General features: G+C 60.9%; 16 protein-coding genes. 4 read left to right on the top strand and 12 right to left on the bottom strand.

Annotated features, from left to right (window positions below; all coding sequences use genetic code 11):
* Positions 1–382: 382 nt before the first annotated feature.
* The 11 genes from ACEK02_RS27400 to ACEK02_RS27350 all read right to left on the bottom strand — a co-directional run bounded on the left by ACEK02_RS27400 (position 383) and on the right by ACEK02_RS27350 (position 10586).
* Positions 383–1921: a Do family serine endopeptidase gene (locus tag ACEK02_RS27400; protein WP_371424621.1), complete on the bottom strand. Its 1539-nt coding sequence runs from the start codon at positions 1919–1921 to the stop codon at positions 383–385.
* A 188-nt stretch (positions 1922–2109) separates the two neighbouring features.
* Positions 2110–2310 (bottom strand): DUF2065 domain-containing protein, encoded by a 201-nt coding sequence (locus tag ACEK02_RS27395; protein ID WP_371424620.1) that lies wholly within the window; start codon positions 2308–2310, stop codon positions 2110–2112.
* Positions 2311–2474: 164 nt separating this feature from the next.
* Positions 2475–3368, bottom strand: coding sequence for a protease modulator HflC (gene hflC / locus ACEK02_RS27390; protein ID WP_371424619.1), 894 nt, complete (start codon positions 3366–3368; stop codon positions 2475–2477).
* Positions 3365–4519: an FtsH protease activity modulator HflK gene (gene hflK, locus ACEK02_RS27385; protein ID WP_371424618.1), complete on the bottom strand. Its 1155-nt coding sequence runs from the start codon at positions 4517–4519 to the stop codon at positions 3365–3367. The genes hflC and hflK overlap by 4 nt, the downstream gene beginning before the upstream one ends.
* Before the next feature lie 153 nt (positions 4520–4672).
* Positions 4673–5200: a dihydrofolate reductase gene (locus ACEK02_RS27380; protein WP_371424617.1), complete on the bottom strand. Its 528-nt coding sequence runs from the start codon at positions 5198–5200 to the stop codon at positions 4673–4675.
* 5 nt (positions 5201–5205) lie between these two features.
* Positions 5206–6000 (bottom strand): thymidylate synthase, encoded by a 795-nt coding sequence (locus ACEK02_RS27375; RefSeq protein WP_371424616.1) that lies wholly within the window; start codon positions 5998–6000, stop codon positions 5206–5208.
* Positions 6001–6168: 168 nt separating this feature from the next.
* Positions 6169–7152 carry a tripartite tricarboxylate transporter substrate-binding protein gene (locus tag ACEK02_RS27370; RefSeq protein WP_371424615.1) on the bottom strand — a complete coding sequence of 328 codons (984 nt, stop codon included), beginning with the start codon at positions 7150–7152 and terminating at the stop codon, positions 6169–6171.
* A 126-nt stretch (positions 7153–7278) separates the two neighbouring features.
* A complete protein-coding gene (locus ACEK02_RS27365) occupies positions 7279–8844 on the bottom strand; it encodes a tripartite tricarboxylate transporter permease (RefSeq protein ID WP_371424614.1) in 1566 nt (521 codons plus the stop codon).
* Positions 8845–8857: 13 nt separating this feature from the next.
* Positions 8858–9358, bottom strand: a complete 501-nt coding sequence (locus ACEK02_RS27360; RefSeq protein WP_371424613.1) for a tripartite tricarboxylate transporter TctB family protein — start codon at positions 9356–9358, stop codon at positions 8858–8860.
* Positions 9359–9450: 92 nt separating this feature from the next.
* The gene (locus ACEK02_RS27355; protein WP_371424612.1) at positions 9451–9987 is read right to left on the bottom strand and encodes a chromate transporter; all 537 of its coding nucleotides are present in this window, start codon (positions 9985–9987) and stop codon (positions 9451–9453) included.
* Positions 9984–10586, bottom strand: coding sequence for a chromate transporter (locus ACEK02_RS27350; protein WP_371424611.1), 603 nt, complete (start codon positions 10584–10586; stop codon positions 9984–9986). Before ACEK02_RS27350 ends, ACEK02_RS27355 begins: the two co-directional genes overlap by 4 nt.
* Before the next feature lie 247 nt (positions 10587–10833).
* Between ACEK02_RS27350 and ACEK02_RS27345 the strand changes: the two genes are divergently transcribed.
* From ACEK02_RS27345 to ACEK02_RS27330, 4 genes are all read left to right on the top strand, one after another.
* A complete protein-coding gene (locus ACEK02_RS27345; protein WP_371424610.1) occupies positions 10834–11349 on the top strand; it encodes an SspB family protein in 516 nt (171 codons plus the stop codon).
* A gap of 108 nt (positions 11350–11457) precedes the next feature.
* Positions 11458–12876: a class II fumarate hydratase gene (gene fumC, locus ACEK02_RS27340; protein WP_371424609.1), complete on the top strand. Its 1419-nt coding sequence runs from the start codon at positions 11458–11460 to the stop codon at positions 12874–12876.
* Positions 12877–13178: 302 nt separating this feature from the next.
* Positions 13179–13367: a DUF4169 family protein gene (locus tag ACEK02_RS27335; protein ID WP_371424608.1), complete on the top strand. Its 189-nt coding sequence runs from the start codon at positions 13179–13181 to the stop codon at positions 13365–13367.
* Entirely contained in the window at positions 13364–13621 is a 258-nt protein-coding gene (locus ACEK02_RS27330; protein WP_068734045.1) for a ribbon-helix-helix domain-containing protein, read from the top strand. Before ACEK02_RS27335 ends, ACEK02_RS27330 begins: the two co-directional genes overlap by 4 nt.
* A 60-nt stretch (positions 13622–13681) precedes the next feature.
* Here ACEK02_RS27330 and ACEK02_RS27325 read toward each other — a convergent pair whose 3' ends face one another.
* Complete coding sequence (locus ACEK02_RS27325; protein ID WP_371424607.1) at positions 13682–17350, bottom strand: AsmA-like C-terminal region-containing protein; 3669 nt, start codon at positions 17348–17350, stop codon at positions 13682–13684.
* Positions 17351–17470: the final 120 nt, after the last annotated feature.

The following is a 17470-nucleotide window of genomic DNA, read 5'->3' as shown; positions in this document are numbered from 1 at the left end:
ATTCAGCAAGTCGACAAAACACCGCAGGCGGAACGTCGGGCAATCGCCCGTGCTTCCGAAAGTCCTGATGCATACCCTTGCGGAAGACCGCATCGGCATCAGGCCCAGGGGTGCATCGGGCACCCGGCGTTCCGCACGCCCTCTCGCAAGGGGGCGGGAATGCAAGAGACGACGGCGCCCCCGCGCCGCAAACAACAGGGGCGATGTCGCATGTCTGAAGCAGTGGCTGTTTGACAGTTGAATCCGATGAGGCCGAAGCGTCAGGCCGTAGGATGGGGTGAGCGCAGGCGCGCTTGCGCCGGAGCGAAACCCATCAACACACGCGATGACCGCGATGGGGTTCGCGAAGACGCTCACCCCATCCTACAATCGCGACAGCGCCCTACTGCACGCTCAGCGCAACAAAGCGCAGCTCGCCTTCGGCGTTCGACACCAGCAGCAGCACCGACTTCTTGCCATCCTTCTTCAACGCGTCGACGCGCTTCTTGACGTCGGCGGCGTTGGTGACGGCTTCTTGCGCGACCTCGACAATGACATCACCGGCGGACAGGCGCTTCTCGGCAGCGTCGGAGCCGGCATCCACGCCGGTCACGATCACGCCCTTCACGCTGTCCTTGATCTTGTACTTGGTGCGCAGATCCTTGCTGAGGCCGGTGAGATCGAGGCCCAGCGCCTTCTGGGTTGCCGGCTTCTCGGCTTCCGGCGTCGCCTTGATCGAGGCCTGCACAGGCTTGTCGTCTTCCAGACGGCCGAGGGTGACCTGCTTGGTTTCTTCCTTGCCCTTGCGGATGATCAGCACATTGACGGCCTTGCCGACGGCGGTGCCGGCGACGATGCGCGACAGGTCCTTCGGCTCCTTGACGTCGCGGCCGTCGAACTTGATGACCACGTCGCCGGGCTCGAGGCCCGCAGGCTTGGCGGGACCCTTGTCATCGACGCCGGCGATCAGCGCACCGCGCGCGGGCTTGATGTTCAGGCTCTCGGCGATCTCGTCGGTGACCGGCTGGATGCGTACACCGAGCCAGCCGCGGCGGACTTCCTTGTATTCGCGCAGCTGCTCGATGACGCCGACCACGGTCTTCGACGGCACGGCAAAGCCGAGGCCGATGGAGCCGCCGGTGGGCGAGATGATCAGCGTGTTCACGCCGACCACTTCGCCATCGAGGTTGAACAGCGGCCCGCCCGAATTGCCGCGATTGATCGAGGCGTCGGTCTGGATGTAGCTGTCATAGGGACTGTTATTGCTGATCTCGCGGTTACGCGCCGAGACGATGCCCGCGGTGACGCTGCCGCCAAGCGAGAACGGATTGCCGATGGCGATCACCCATTCGCCGAGGCGCAGCTTCTCGCTATCGCCGAACTTGACGGCGACCACAGGCTTTACCGGGGTGAACTTCAGCACCGCCAGATCGGTCTTCTTGTCGACGCCGACCAGCTCTGCCTTGATCTTGGTGCCGTCATTCATGATGACGGTGATCTCGTCGGCGCCATCGATGACGTGGTTGTTGGTGACGACAATGCCGGATGCGTCGATGATGAAGCCGGAGCCAAGCGAATTGGTCTTGCGCGGCTGCATGCCGCCATTCTTCTCGCCACCGGGGCGACCGCCGCGATTCTTGAAGAAGTCGTCGAAGAATTCCTCGAACGGCGAACCTGGCGGCAGTTGCGGCATCGCCCCGCGGCCACCGCCCTCGCCCTTGTCGCTGTTCTTCGCCTCGACGGTGGACGTGGTCGAGATATTGACCACGGAATCGATCACCTTCTCCGCGATATCGGCGATGCCGTCCGGCCCGCGGGCCGAGGCCGGCGCGGAAAACGTGGCAACGGCGGCACCAAATGCGAGCGCCGCCAGCAGCGGACGTAGGCCCGCAGACGACGCGCGGCGCGAAGCGGGGCTCAGAAAGGGATGAGCGATGGACATGTCGGAAACGTCTCCAAAAGAGAGTCGGCAAATTTGGCCGAGAGTGCGCCCGAACGGCGACGTCGCGCAAGCCTTCGCGCGGGCCATCCGGGTGGCCCATCTGGGACGCGGATTGCGGCGGAATGCGGACGTAAGCGTGCACGATCACGTTGATCGGGAAGAGCTTTTCGAACTCCCGACGAAGGCCGCTAGTGCCGGATTGCCCAGATCAGGATCAGGCCACCGACCGCCGAGACCAGGCCCGCGATGCGCAGGATATTATCAGGGCTGTGCAGCGCGCTCTTCATGGCGCGACGCATCCATCCGGGGAATGCCAGAAACAGGATGCCTTCGAATACGAACAGGATTCCGATGCCGATGAGGAAGTCGGCAAACGCTATGGACCTCATCCGACTTCCACTCCCGAACGTTCGCACCCTGGCCGTAGTTTCTTGGCAGTTTTCTTGGCGCTTTTCTGAAAACAAATGAGGCGCACCACGATGGCGCGCCTCATCCTTAGATCAGAGTGACAGCGAACGCAAAACAGGTATCTGCGTAAGCTTGACTGACACCGTTACTGCGGCTTTGCCGCGGGGGGCTTTCCCGACGGATTGGCGAAGAAGCGGAAGAACTCCGAATCCGGCCGCAGCAGGAAGCGGGTGTCGTTGCTCTTCAATCCGTTCTCGTAAGCCGTCATCGAGCGATAGAACGCGAAGAACTCCGGATCCTGGCCGTAGGATTCGGCGAACAGGCGGTTGCGCTCGCCGTCGCCTGCACCGCGGGTTTGTTCAGCCGTCGAGTTCGCATCGGCGATGATCACCGTTGCTTCACGATCGGCCTTGGAGCGAATCTCCTGCGCCTTCTGGCCGCCCTGCGCGCGGAACTCGGCAGCTTCACGCTGACGTTCGGTCTGCATCCGCTGATACACCGCCTGGCTGTTGGCCTCGGGCAGATCGGCGCGGCGAATACGAACGTCGACGACCGAGATGCCGTAGCCGTCGGCCTCCTTGTCGAGCTGTTCGCGGATCTTGTTCATCAGGTTCTCGCGCTCGTCGCGCACGATCTGGATGAAGGTGACCTCGCCGAGCACACGGCGCATGGCCGCGTTGAGCAGCGTGGTCAACTGGATGTTCGCCGCCTGGATCGACCCGATGCTCTGGTAGAAGCGCAACGCGTTCTTGATCTTGTAGCGGGCGAAGGCATCGACCACCAGACGACGCTGGTCGTTGGCGATGATTTCCTGAGCCGGGTTTTCCAGATCGAGGATACGCTTGTCGATCGAGATCACGCTGTCGATGAACGGGATCTTGAAGTTCAGACCGGGCTCGGTGACCACGCGAACCGGCTCACCGAGCCGCACCACGAGGGCCTGTTCAGTCTGGCGCACCGTATAGATCGAGCCGAAGCCCACGATGACCAGCACCAGCACTACAATCAGTGCAACGATACCTGAGATGCCGGTTTTCATCGGGTGCTCCCGCTCTGCTGAGGCTGACCAGATGGCGCCGGAGGCTGACGCCGCGGCGTCAGTTCATTCAAGGGAAGATAAGGCACGACGCCTTGCGAAGCGCCGGCACCCTGGCCGCCGTCATAGACCAGCTTCTCGGCGCCGCCGAGGATCCGCTCCATGGTTTCGAGATAGATACGCTGACGGGTCACGTCCGGCGCCTTCTTGTACTCGTCATACACTTTCAGGAAGCGCGCGCTCTGGCCCTTGGCTTCGGCGATCGCCTGTTCGCGATAGCCTTCGGCGACCTGCAGGATCTGCGCAGCACGACCGCGCGCATCGGGAACGACGCGGTTGGTATAGGTCTGGGCTTCGTTCTGCAGACGCTGGGCGTCGGCCTGCGCCGCCTGCACGTCACGGAATGCATCGATCACCTGTGCCGGCGGATCCACCTTCTGCAGCTGGACCTGCTGGATCAGGACGCCGGCGCTATAGCCGTCGAGCGTCTTCTGCATCAGTTCCTGCACCTGGCTTTCGGTGGTGGTGCGTGCGCCGGTGAGGATCGGCTGAATGTTGGCGCGGCCAACCACTTCACGCATCACGCTTTCGGCCACCGCTTTCACGGTGCCTTCGGGGTTCTGGATGTTGAACAGGAAGTTGCCGACACCGTCGGGCTTGATGCGCCACAACACGGTGAAATCGACATCGACGATGTTCTCGTCGCCAGTGAGCATCAGGCTTTCTTCCGGCACATCGCGGATGCTGCGGCCACGGCGGCCGGTGTCTTCCATGATCGACATGCCAACCGACAGCGTCGATACGCGCAGCGCCTTCGGCAACAGCACGGTCTCGATCGGATAAGGCAGGTGATAGTTCAGGCCGGGTTGCACGGTACGCACATGCTTGCCGAAGCGCAGCACGACACCGAGCTCTTCGGACTGCACGCGGAAGAAACCGGACAGACCCCAGATCACGAGCGCCACGGCAAGCACGAGCGCGATGCCCATGCCGCTGATGAAGCCGCCGGGCAACAACGACTGCAGACGGTCCTGCCCCTTGCGCAGCAGATCCTCAAGATCAGGCGGCCTCGGTCCGGACGATTGTGGACCAGAACCCCAAGGTCCCTTCGGACCAGAGCCCCATGGGCCTCCGCCTTGATTCTTCCACGGCATTCAACACTCTCCTCTGCGCGGCCGGACATACCGGTCTCGCCACGTCTGCATGGCTTTATAGGGGACGACCCCAGCTCTTACAACGCGGGGTTCTTGATCGCTGGAGCTATGCCCAAGGCCGCAAAAGTCAATGTTAACGGGCGGAAAACGCAGTTAACGGGGCGCTCTCCGGCAATATGTCACATAGGAGAAATCGACGCTGTCCTCACCCGCAGCGGCATTCCTGACGCGGGCAACTTCTTCCCACACAGTGAGATCGACTGGCGGCATAAAGGTGTCGCCAACCGGGTTCGCATGAACCTCCGTAACTTCGAGGCGGTCGGCGATCCCCATCCACCGGGCATAAATCTCGGCGCCGCCGATAACGGCGATCTCGGCGACCAAACGCCGCAGCGCATCGCCAGTCGCCACCGCGCGCGCATCGGCAAGCGACGTAGTGACGAGGGCTCCTGCGGCCTGATAGCCCGCATTGCGCGTGATGACGATATTGGTGCGTCCCGGCAGCGGCCGCTTCGGAAACGACTCGTATGTCTTGCGCCCCATCACGATCGGCTTACCCATGGTCAGCGCCTTGAAGCGCTGCATATCCGACTTCAGCCGCCACGGAATGGCATCGCCCTGCCCGATCACGCCGTTCTCGGCGACGGCGTAGATGAGAACGATCTGAGGGGCTGCCGTCATTGCGATCAAACCGCAACCTCGGCCTTGATATGCGGATGCGGGTCGTAGCCTTCGAGGGTGAAGTCCTCATAGCGGAACGCGAAGATGTCCTTCACGTCCGGATTGATCTTCATCACCGGCAGCGTACGCGTCGCCCGCGTTAGCTGCAGCCGCGCCTGGTCCAGATGATTGGAGTACAGATGGGCATCGCCAAGCGTATGGATGAAGTCGCCGGCCTTCAGGCCCGTGACCTGCGCGATCATCATCGTCAGCAGCGCGTAGGACGCGATGTTGAAGGGTACGCCCAGGAAGACGTCGGCCGAGCGTTGATAGAGCTGGCAGGAAAGCTTGCCGTTGGCGACATAGAACTGGAACAGGCAATGGCATGGCGGCAGCGCCATCTTGTCGATCTCGGCCGGATTCCACGCCGTTACGATCAGCCGGCGCGAGTCCGGGTTGCGCTTGATCATGTCGATGACGTTGGCAATCTGATCGATGCTGCGGCCATCTGCCGTGGGCCATGAGCGCCACTGCGAGCCATAGACCGGGCCGAGATCGCCATTGGCGTCCGCCCATTCATCCCAGATCGAGACGCCGTGGTCCTTGAGATATTTGATGTTGGTATCGCCCGCGAGGAACCAGAGCAGCTCGTGGATGATCGCCTTCAGCGACAGTTTCTTGGTGGTGAGGACGGGGAAGCCATCGCTGAGCTTGAAGCGCATCTGATGGCCGAACACCGACAGCGTGCCGGTGCCGGTGCGGTCGTGCTTCTCGGCGCCGTCGCTCAGGATTCGCTCTAGCAGGTCGTGATACTGGTTCATGGTCGATCTTGCGGGCTTGTGAACGGGCGAACTTATCGCCTTGGCCGGTGGCCGGACACGCCGATTCCCGGATTATACCCGGAAAAGTGTGTCCCTGCCCGGCAAACGACAAGGGCCGGATCCCCTGGGGATCCAGCCCTTGAAATCAACCGGTTAGCCGGTTCCCGATCACATCGCCGGCTTCAACACCGCCGACCACTTCGTAACTTCGCTCTTCACCAGCTCACCGAGTGCGGCCTGGGTCCGGGCCTCCGGCTTCGGAATGTCCGAGCCGAGATCGAGGAGACGCTTCTTCACGTTCTCGTCGTCCAGCGCCTTGGCGGCGGCGGCATTCAGCTTGGCGGTGATCGCCGCAGGCGTGCCCTTGGGCGCGAAGATCGCGTTCCAAGCGGAGGCCTGATACTTCGGCAGACCGCCTTCGGTGGTCGTCGGGACGTCCGGCAGCGACGGGTTACGATCAGGCGTCGCGATGGCATAGGCCTTGATGGTGCCACCCTTGATCTGCGGAACCGCGTTGACGATCTGGTCGCACATATAGTCGACCTGACCACCGACCAGCGCGTTCATCGCCGGACCGGTGCCGTTGAACGGAACGCCGGTCGGCTTGATATCCAGAACCGAGCTCAGCAATTCGCAGGACGAATACGACACCGAGCCGACGCCGGCATGAGCCATGTTCAGCTTGTCGCTGTTCGCCTTCACATAGGTGACGAATTCCTTGAGGTCCTTCGGCGCGAAGTCCTTTTTTGCCAGGATCAGGATCGGCGTGCCGGCGAGCAGTGCAACAGGCTCGAAATCCTTTTCGGGGTGATAAGCAAGCTTCGGATACAGCGGCACGGCGGCAGCATGGGTGCCCATGTGGCCGGTGATGATCGTATAGCCGTCATTGGCCGCACGCGCCGCACGCGTCGCGCCGGTGGTGCCGCCGGCGCCGACAACGTTCTCGATGATGATCTGCTGGCCGAGCGTCTTCGACATATCTGCAGCGACAATGCGCGCGATCACATCGGTCGGGCCACCGGCCGCGAAGGGCACGATCATCGTGATGTTGCGGGTCGGGTATTCCTGCGCCTGAACAGAAGTTGCGAATGCGCCAAGGCCGACAATTGCCGCTAGGCCACTGATCGCAACCCTGCGATTGAACAGCTTCATTTGTTTCCCTCCAGTAATGTTTTTGCCGCGAAATGCCGACAGTCGCGGGACTGAATACAAGCAAAGGCCCGAAGTCTATTCGACTTCGGGCCGTGGCGTAACGACGCAGATGCGTGGAGAGCTTCGTCAGCTCTCGGATTCGACGAAGACCTCGTCGCGTTTCTTTCGCAGTGCGGGAAGCACCGCAAGGATTAGCAGGAACGCCGAGATCGCCATCAGGCTGGCCGACAATGGACGGGTGAAGAACACCGTCGCATCGCCGCGCGAGATCAGCAGAGCACGACGCAGGTTTTCTTCCATCAGCGGGCCAAGCACCATGCCGAGCAGCAGCGGAGCCGGTTCGAAGTCGTGCTTAATCAGCCAGTAGCCGAGCAAACCGAATACGCCTGCGAGCACCACGTCCATCGGTGCGTTGTTCACCGAATAGATGCCGATGCTGCAGAACACTACGATCGACGGGAACATCAGGCGATACGGCACACGAAGCAGCCGAACCCAGATGCCGACCATGGGCAGGTTGATGACGAGCAGCATCAGATTGCCGACCCACATCGAGGCGATCATGCCCCAGACGAGTTCGGGCTGCTTCTGCATCACCTGCGGACCGGGCACGATGCCATGAATGGTCATCGCACCAACCATCAGCGCCATCACCGCATTGGGCGGAATGCCGAGCGTCAACAGCGGAATGAACGAGGTCTGCGCTGCAGCATTGTTCGCGCTTTCCGGCGCAGCAACGCCTTCGATGGCACCACGGCCGAACCGCTCCGGATGCTTCGACAGCTTCTTCTCAAGCGTATAGGCCGCGAAAGACGCAATGACCGCGCCACCACCCGGCAGAATGCCGAGGATGGAACCGAGCACGGTGCCGCGCAGAATGGCTGGCGCGGAGTCCTTCATGTCCTTCTTGGTCGGCATCAGGCCCGTGACCCTCTGCTGAACCAGTTGCCGATCTTCCTCGCCGCCAGCATCCAGATTGCGGATGATCTCGGCAAAGCCGAACAGGCCCATGGCGACCGTGGCAAAGCCAAGGCCGTCAGCAAGTTCGGGGATGTTGAACGACATGCGCGAGGCGCCGGTCTCGATATCGGAACCGACCATCGACAGCAACAGGCCGAACACGATCATCGCGATCGCCTTCAGTACTGAGCCTTTGGCGAGCACCACCGCGAAGATCAGACCGAGGACCATCAAAGAGAAGTATTCGGCGGGTCCGAAAGCCAGCGCAAGCTTGGTCAACGGCGCGCCGAGCACGGCGATCAGCACCGTCGATACGCAACCCGCGAAGAACGAGCCGATGGCCGCGATCGCAAGTGCCGGACCAGCGCGGCCCTGCTTGGCCATCTGGAAACCGTCGAGCGCGGTGACGACGGAACCGGCTTCGCCGGGAATATTGACAAGGATCGACGTGGTCGAGCCACCATACTGCGCGCCGTAATAGATGCCGGCGAGCATGATCAGCGCGCCGACCGGCGGCAGACCGAACGTAATCGGCAGCAGCATGGCCACCGTGGCGATGGTGCCGATACCGGGCAACACGCCGACCAGCGTGCCGACCAGCGCACCGATCAGACAGAGCAGAATGTTGATCGGAATCGGAACCGACAGGCCACCAAGGAAAGGCGGCGCCCACTGCACAAACTGGAAGACGGTCGCGAAGCCGAGACCGAGATTGGAAAACAGATCACCCATAGCGCCCTCGCCTTCAGCGGATCAGAAACGTCGGCCACATCTGCAGAGGCAGACCAAGCGCGTACGGAAATAGCAAAGCGCAGCCTGCCGTGAGGCAGGCGCCGACGATGAAGGTTTCCTTCCAGCGCGTCTCGGTCGAGCCGAGCGCCGCGATCAGGAAGCTCGCCATCGCGGAGAAGATCATCCCCATCGGGCGAATGCAAAGCGCAAAGCACAGGATCGCAAGCGCGACGAAGAGCGGACCGCGCCAGTGGAACTTGGCGAGCGTGGGGCCTTCCGTGAAAACGCCAACGACGGTCACGGCCGCACCCAGACCCAGCAGCAGAATGCCAAACATCCGCGGCGCGGTACCTGCACCGAACGAGAAGCCATGCATGCCCTGCAGATCACTGGATGCCCACAGAGCAAATGCAGCAATCGCCACCAAAGCGAGGCCGCCGACAAAGTCCTGAGGGCCTTTGACCCAGCTCGGTAAGATAGATTTTTCCGGCGCATGGCTCGGCGCATCACTCATTGGTACGTTCCCCTGTTACGAGCCTGTAGCTCAAACAACATCGTTCGGAGACCGCCCAACGGCTCCGTGGTCAAGCTTGCTAGCGATTTTCGTCAGAGAACGCCAGCAAAACCAATAAGGCCTCCGGCAACTAACAACCATAGCGGGTTAAGCCGCGTGGCAAACGCCAAAACGGCGGCACTCCCCGTTACCAGAAACGCCGTCCAGGTGGTGTCGGAAGCGAACAGCAGAACCAGCCCGCTCGCGCTCATGAGACCTATTGATAAGGGCACCAACGCTGCCTGCACAATCCCCGGCCACTGTGCGTGGCCCGATCGCGAAAGCAATTGGCTGACATAATAAGCAAACACAGCTGTCGGCCCGCACATGGCCAGCGTTGCGACCAATGCGCCCATGACGCCGGCCACCTGATAACCGATCAGTGTCACAATGAGAACGTTCGGCCCCGGTGACAGCTGCGAGATCGCAAACACATCGGCAAACTGCTTGTCGGACATCCAATGGTTTACATCGACCGCAAGCCGATGAATCTCTGGAATCGCCGAATTGGCGCCACCGACGGCAAAGAGTGACATCAGCCCGAACGACCAGGCCAGCGTGAGCAGCGATCCGGAGTTCGTATCATTCATGCGGCCGACCGCCGTCGCGTCACGATGGTCAGGCCGATGCTGACAGGAATCGACACCAGAAGGACCGTCGGCAACGGCCATCGCATCACGCCCACTGCGACGAAAACGGCGACCAGCAGCGCCAAACTGACCGGCTCACGCTTCCTCAGAAGCGGCAGCATCATTCGGAAAATCACAGCGAACAGCAGTCCGACCGCAACGCAAGATACGCCGGCAAGTGTGCGCCGCAGCGCTTCGATATCCCCAAAGCGTGCATACAAGATCGCCAGAATGGTCACGATGAGCACCGGTGGCCCCAGCAATCCCGCAAAGGCTGCAATGGCGCCAGGCACACCACGAAACCGCGCGCCGAACACCACGGACAGATTGACGATATTCGGCCCTGGCAAAAAATGGCAAAGCGCAAAAGTCTCGTTGAATTCCTCGGGCGTCATCCAGCCATGCTGCTCGACGATCGCCCGGCGCGCCCAGACCAGAACGCCACCGAAACCGGCCAGGGACATCTTCGCAAAGGCAAGGAATAGCGTCAGCAGTCCCGGCGGCGAAGCCGACGCCAGTTCCACGATGGGAGCATCAGCCTGTGGTGAACTTGGATGCATGGTTCAGAACTAGGCCCATCCGGCAATTGGGCCAACCGATTTTCGCCTGTTTCCACGCCAATCGGCGGTTGAAATGGCAGCCCGGCTGTATCGCGTCCAATCTGCGTCATATATAGAGAACGCCAGCTTTCCGGCTGCTGACCTCGGGTCTCCGCCGGGATAGGATGGATGGTGACGCGAGTCGGCTCTCCGGCCTCGCCTTCACTCCAGAAATGGCCACGACCAAGACAAGCAACGGGACCGACCGATGGCAACCGATCATATTCGATACGATGTGCTGGCGCGCGACGCCCTCCGTGGCGTGCTGCGCCGCGTACTGATCGACGCAGCCGAGCACGGCCTGCCCGGCGAGCACCACTTCTTCATCACCTTCGTCTCGACCGCGGATGGCGTCAAACTATCGCCGCGCCTGCTGGCCCAGTATCCAGAGGAAATGACTGTGATCCTTCAGCATCAGTTCTGGGATCTGGTGGTCACCGAAGATCGCTTCGAAGTGGGCCTGTCCTTTAACGGCATCCCCGAGCGCCTCGTCGTGCCGTTCAACGCCATCAAGAGCTTCTACGATCCCTCCGTGCAGTTTGGCCTGCAGTTCGAAACCGAGGTCGCCGCCGAGACCCCGGCTGCTGGCGCGACATCCGCAGCCACTGCGGCGTCCGCCCTCGCCGCTCCTCCGGCCCCCCCAGCAGCCACTTCGGAAGAAGAGCCGACGAAACCGGGCGAAGGTGCAGAAGTCGTCCGTTTAGACCGCTTCCGCAAGAAATAATCGCAAGACGTTGTAAGGTGCCGGGGCCGCGTTCGCGCGGCCCCATTCTTATGCGCCGCACCCGGGAGAAGTCTCTGCAGGAAGCGCGGCATCGCAAGGACCGTAGCCATGGCCAAATCCTCGAAGACCTCCGCCCCCTCCGCCACCCGTACCGAAACCGACAGCTTCGGTCCGATCGAGGTCGCAGCGGATCGTTATTGGGGAGCGCAAACGGAACGGTCGCGACAAAATTTCAAGATCGGTCACGATCGCATGCCGATGCCGATCATTCGCGCGCTCGGCATTGTCAAACTGGCAGCGGCCGAGACCAATCGCGAACTCAAACTTCTCGAGCCCAAGCTTGCAAAGGCCATTGTGAGCGCAGCACGCGAAGTCATCGACGGGAAGCTGGATGATCACTTCCCACTCGTCGTCTGGCAAACCGGCTCCGGCACGCAGACCAACATGAATCTCAACGAGGTCATTGCCAATCGTGCGAACGAGCTTTTAGGGGCGGAACGCGGCTCCAAGAAGCCGGTGCATCCCAATGACCATGTCAACATGAGTCAATCGTCCAACGATTCGTTTCCAACTGCGATGCACATCGCGGCAACTCAGGGTATCGTTGAATATCTCATCCCCGCACTAAGCGAACTGCATGTTGCGTTGCGCAAGAAGGAAAAAGCCTTCGCAAAGATCGTGAAGATCGGACGCACACATACACAAGACGCGACGCCGCTCACGCTCGGGCAGGAGTTTTCAGGCTATGCCGCACAGGTTGAAAGCGGCATCAAACGCCTGCGAAGCGTCGTGAAGGATCTCTACCCGCTCGCCCAGGGCGGAACTGCAGTCGGAACCGGTCTCAACTCCAAGCCAGGTTTTGCGAAGTTATTCGCGAAGCACGCAGCAACAATTACCAAGCTCCCATTCATCACGGCACCGAACAAATTCGAAGCGCTCGCATCGAATGACGCCTATGTGTTTGCACACGGAGCGATCAACTCGGTTGCAACAAGTCTATTTAAGATTGCAAACGATATTCGGCTGCTCGGATCCGGCCCACGTTCCGGACTTGGCGAATTGATCCTTCCGGAGAATGAGCCCGGCTCATCGATCATGCCCGGAAAGGTAAATCCGACACAATGTGAAGCAATGACAATGGTATGCTGTCAGGTATTCGGTAACCACACGACAATTACGGTAGCTGGCAGCCAGGGTCATTTCGAACTCAATGTCTACAAGCCGGTGATGGCCCATTGCATGATGCAGTCCATCCAATTGATCGCAGACGTTGCGCGATCCTTCACAGCGCACTGCATCAATGGAATTCGCGCCGATGAAAAACGAATTCACGAGTTAATGGAACGATCACTGATGCTCGTCACTGCACTCGCACCGAAAATCGGTTATGATAACGCCGCGAAGGTCGCGAAGATTGCTCATGCGAACGGAACTACACTGAAAGAGGAAGCGCTGCGGCTCGGTTTTGTTAGTGCTGCAGAGTTCGATGTTCTTGTTCAGCCGGTCAAAATGATACACCCTGGGTGAGCAAGAATTTTTGCTCACAGCTTGTTGAGAATAACTCAGAAGGAAATAATTATAATTCATATCTTCTAAATGGTTAGAATGGTCGCATATCAGATACGTTTTTCTTTGTGATACAGCAGAAGGCGATCTGGTTACGCGTTGTAGTTGATTTCATTTTGCTGCGGAGCTTGTTTGGAACTACGGAGAATATTTTTAGGATGGATATCGAAACTGAATTCACCCTTGCCTCGTACAACTACTGGATGGTGAAGACGACGTTTCCCGCCCCATCATTTTTTTGAAAGACAAAGACAGGAGCGATCATGGGTGACCTGATCAATCTCAATCGCTTCAGGAAGCGCACTGCACGGGAGGAATCGGCAAAACAGGCCGATGTAAATCGTGCGCGCTTCGGACGTACTAAATCTGAACGAACATTGCAGGAGCAACGCACAGTCCGTGCGAATACCATGCTGGATCAGCATCACATCGATGGCGAGGACGCATCATGAAATCGCCCGTAGTTAAGAGATCGATCGTTGTTGCAGGTCACAAAACCAGCGTGAGTCTCGAAGAGGCGTTCTGGAACGGCATGAAGGAGATTTCGAATCTTCGCGACATGACGCTTTCAGAGCTGGTTGGTGAGATCGACACAAACCGTCAGCAGGGCAATTTGTCGTCCGCGATTCGGCTGTTCGTGCTCGATTACTTCCGTACGCGTGCCGTTCCGCAACAGCGGATGCCGGAGCACAATCTCTCGGCGTAAACACAGCGGACCTTCAGCAAATCGCTTTGCCGAAGGTCGTGTTTGTTCGCTGAGTCATCGTCAGAACGTCGGCCGCGCTGAACTCGCGGCCGGCGGTATCAGCACGAGGGGGGGCGCGGGCCTGGGCCTTGGCGCGCGCGCAGCACCGGGCGCGGGACGCACTTCTATGGGCGCGGGAAGCGGCGCCACCTGCTGACTAGCGACTGGCGGCACGGCAGAACGAGGTGCAGCGGCCTTAGCAGCAGGACGGCGGGGGTCACGAGCGGGAAGTAGCACATCGGAAGGTGCCGAGGCTGTCGGCGGGTCGCTCGCTGGGGCCTGTGTGTCGACGGGCAGTGCGGAGGGCGGAGGAACGGCGACAGGTACGGCCGTTGGTGGCAACTCACCGCGCTCAAGTGAATCAAGCCGGCGCGTCTCGCGATCGATCGCACGCACTGCAAGCCAGGATGACAACGCCGCTACATCAAGCGTGCGATCGAACTTGTCAGGCGTTCCCACCACGAAGATCTGAACTTCCGGTCGAACGCTCGACGTCCCGACGGTCGTGCCCGTCAATGTCGCGCGCATATCGACCTGGTCGGCAACGATGTCGTAACCTCCGGACACGATCGCACGTCCTCCTTCGCCATCGAGCGTCGTCGCACCAATGCGCAGGCGGCTATCCTTGATACTGAACGGAACCTGCACCGCAGTTACGGACAATGTACCGGCGGTGATCGCCGTATCGACGATCTGCCGCAGCTTGGCGTCATTCGTGGCCTGTCCGGAATCGCTGGCACGAATGGCAGCGTCGAACGCACGCGGGTCGAGGCCGTTGATGCGCGCCGCGTCGATCGTCAGCAATCCACTGCCGGACATCGCACCTTCCAGAGCCGAGACACTACGCCCCTGACTGGCCAGCGCCATCCGCAGTGATGTCTTGCCCGCGGGCATTGCCAGTGAGCGATAGCGCAAGGCCGCTCCGTCTACGCCGGAGAATTGCACGCGAGCGCCAAGCGTATATCCGGCGACCGATGGCTTGAGATCGACATCAGCCGTGATTTCGCCGCCGCCGACGACACCCTTGATCGTATCGATCGTCAGGGCCTGGCCGTCGCTCTTCACGATGCCGCTGACAGGACGCAATTCAATGCCGCCGGGCAACGTCCCGCTCAGCGCCTGAAACGCCAACTGACCGCGCCATCCTTGCAGTACTCCCCGCCCGATAGGGTCCGTGACATCGCGCCCTCGCGTGCCCACAGCGAGACCAAAGGCGGGTCCGAGTTCGATCGCATCTATGCCGATCTGCCCATCGATGAGTTTCTCAGCCCCGAGCGTCAGTGCAATACGGCCACGCACGTGCGAACCGGCCAAGCTGCTGTCGATATCTTCAAGCGCGACCTTGTCGCCGTTCAACGTGAGCCGCGATGACAGGCTGACATTCTGCGCGGCTGCATCCGACGGTTTGAGAGCGACCAGCGGAGCAAGGTTGGCGCGACGTATCGCAAGCGCGAGCGACGCTTTCGGTGATCCCGCCCAAGGTTCCACACTGCCCTGCACATCGGCATCGATATCTGCGCCAGACAACTTTGCCGTGACGCGCAGCGGCGCACGCCATTGCCCTTTCGCAGATCCTTCGAAATTCACGATGGCATCGCTTGCCGCGATCACGTTGCTCAGACCCAGCAATGCGAGAAGTGGTCCGCCCTGCCCGGCCAATTTGGACTCGAGTGCCACATCGCTGCGCGACAGTTCAGTGAGGTCAACGCCACGCATCGCTGCGATGGGAGGAGATGCGGTCAGCGTCGTCATCCCCTTCACTAACGGCGCATCGATATCGAACACGACGCGCGCATTTGTGCGATCGGCGCGTTGTTGATCCTTTGCCAGATCGAGCGACAGTTTGACGCGAACCGCGCCGGGCGTCGCCGTCATGGAGTTGAGCCTCGACGCAACAGACGGCGCCAGCGGCGCGAGCATATTGCTGATCTGACTCATCGATGCGGATGTGGCGTTGAGCGTCAGTCCACCTGTGGCTTCCACGCGATCGAACGAAGCGCGGCCGTCGAGCATCAGGCTAGCGGCGTCACCGACTTTGAACCGATCGACCGAGATCGTCTTTGGGCTGTAGGCCAGTTGCGCCACGAACGGGCGCATCTCCTGCCCGGCCGACACAGCACGTACGATATCGAGTGATACCTGACCCGCATCTGGCCACTCGGCCTGCGGCTCACCAAGCGACCGGATCAAGGCCACCGCCGCGTCAAGATCGAGCCGATCGGCCTTCAGATCGGCATCGAAGCGGGAGCCGCCAGCGGCTGATGGATACGAATATGCAGCATGGCCTTGGACCGTACCGCCATCGATCTCCGCCTTGAGTGCCTCGATGACCAAGCGATTGGACGCCGAAGTGACATTGCCGCGAATGCGTAGCGGCTTCTGATTGCGCAAGCCAATGTCTGTTCGGCCCTTGAGCCACGCAGCAAGCGTATCCGGATCGGACGACTCGACCGCGATGGCCCCCTTGAAGCCATCCGATACACCTGGCTGTGCTGCGCCGCCGCTCAACGTGACACGGGTCGCGCCTGGCGCACGGAACTCGAGACGATCGACAGTCCACGTTGCTGCATCACTACGCAGGTCAGCGCCGATATTCTGCACGGGCTTTCCGCCGAGCATGATCTGCTCCACGCCCATCTCGATCTGCGTCGCCAAGGGCGCCATCGGCATGCTCGACAACAGTCTGCGCAGCGCCGGCAATGGCGTGACGACATCGTTGGTCGCTTGATCCCTGGAGAGCAGGCGATCGGCATCCAGTTGCTTCGCCGACAGTACCGCATGCAGCAGCGGCGATGCGCCAAAGCGCATGTCAGCGAGACCTGTGAACCTGAAAGCGGTCTCTTCCGCGCCATAGCTGGCTTCAAGCGTTTCCATGTGTGCAGCCGCCGGATCGGCCTTGACCTTGGCGAAGAGGCGCCACGGCGTCGGCAGTTGATCGTTGGCGCCGCTGGCCTTCAGACCGGCCGGGCTTGCGAGAGTCAGTGCGCCGTCGAAGCGTGGCATGCGATTGTCGAAGTTGAGCACGCCATCGAGATCAACGGACAAGGGCTTCTCGCCGGGGTCGACAGTAAAACGAACGCGCGTGCCGTTGCCGTCACCGGTCTGCCCGGAGGACAAACGGAACGGATAGCGCACACCGGACAACAGGAAATTGCCATCGCCGCGCATGGCGCCGGCTGCCAGCGAGCGGACATCGCCGCTGAAGACAACATCAAAGAGTTCGAGCGTATTCCTGCTTGCAGCATCGTGGAGTGCCATGCGACCGGTGACGTTCAGCCGATCAATTGCCAGCCCCCCCAGATTGAACGGCCCGGTCGAAGCCGGAAGTTCTATACGCCCCTGCGCATTGAGGCCGAGATCGACCGCAGCGCCGCCGATGGTGAGTTCTGTCGCGCGCCATTCGCCACGCATCAACGAACTCAGGCTGAATTCCACACTGAGATTGTCTGCACGAATCCTGCCGAGATCGTTGGGGCTGCCCACGGTGATCGACTGCAGTCGCAGCGCCGGCGCCGGCAGCAGCCGTGCCTCCAGCCCGCCACCGACGCGGACTGGAGCGCCAATCACACGCGTGGCTTCAGCCTCGAATTGCGGGCGGAACTGATTCCAGTCGATAAAATAAGGCCCGACCAGAGCAGCAACCAGTGCCAGGATAAATGCAATCGCCAGGCCGAGCAGTGTCGTCTGCACCGAATCTCCCCTCAAGCGCTCCAGCAGAATGTACGCCTGCCTGTCAGGCAAAGTGCATTGCAACACGCCACCGGGCACTACGCCTCACAGGCATTGCACGGCCGCGCTGAATACGCGGGA

This window comes from Tardiphaga sp. (assembly GCF_041424195.1).
In the GTDB taxonomy this organism is placed as follows: domain Bacteria; phylum Pseudomonadota; class Alphaproteobacteria; order Rhizobiales; family Xanthobacteraceae; genus Tardiphaga.
This window is presented reverse-complemented; position numbering and strand designations above follow the sequence as displayed.

Coding starts and splice junctions, on each gene's coding strand:
- ACEK02_RS27400 (WP_371424621.1), bottom strand. CDS start 1,921: ATGTCCATCGCTCATCCCTTTCTGAGCCCCGCTTCGCGCCGCGCGTCG.
- ACEK02_RS27395 (WP_371424620.1), bottom strand. CDS start 2,310: ATGAGGTCCATAGCGTTTGCCGACTTCCTCATCGGCATCGGAATCCTG.
- hflC (WP_371424619.1), bottom strand. CDS start 3,368: ATGAAAACCGGCATCTCAGGTATCGTTGCACTGATTGTAGTGCTGGTG.
- hflK (WP_371424618.1), bottom strand. CDS start 4,519: ATGCCGTGGAAGAATCAAGGCGGAGGCCCATGGGGCTCTGGTCCGAAG.
- ACEK02_RS27380 (WP_371424617.1), bottom strand. CDS start 5,200: ATGACGGCAGCCCCTCAGATCGTTCTCATCTACGCCGTCGCCGAGAAC.
- ACEK02_RS27375 (WP_371424616.1), bottom strand. CDS start 6,000: ATGAACCAGTATCACGACCTGCTAGAGCGAATCCTGAGCGACGGCGCC.
- ACEK02_RS27370 (WP_371424615.1), bottom strand. CDS start 7,152: ATGAAGCTGTTCAATCGCAGGGTTGCGATCAGTGGCCTAGCGGCAATT.
- ACEK02_RS27365 (WP_371424614.1), bottom strand. CDS start 8,844: ATGGGTGATCTGTTTTCCAATCTCGGTCTCGGCTTCGCGACCGTCTTC.
- ACEK02_RS27360 (WP_371424613.1), bottom strand. CDS start 9,358: ATGAGTGATGCGCCGAGCCATGCGCCGGAAAAATCTATCTTACCGAGC.
- ACEK02_RS27355 (WP_371424612.1), bottom strand. CDS start 9,987: ATGAATGATACGAACTCCGGATCGCTGCTCACGCTGGCCTGGTCGTTC.
- ACEK02_RS27350 (WP_371424611.1), bottom strand. CDS start 10,586: ATGCATCCAAGTTCACCACAGGCTGATGCTCCCATCGTGGAACTGGCG.
- ACEK02_RS27345 (WP_371424610.1), top strand. CDS start 10,834: ATGGCAACCGATCATATTCGATACGATGTGCTGGCGCGCGACGCCCTC.
- fumC (WP_371424609.1), top strand. CDS start 11,458: ATGGCCAAATCCTCGAAGACCTCCGCCCCCTCCGCCACCCGTACCGAA.
- ACEK02_RS27335 (WP_371424608.1), top strand. CDS start 13,179: ATGGGTGACCTGATCAATCTCAATCGCTTCAGGAAGCGCACTGCACGG.
- ACEK02_RS27330 (WP_068734045.1), top strand. CDS start 13,364: ATGAAATCGCCCGTAGTTAAGAGATCGATCGTTGTTGCAGGTCACAAA.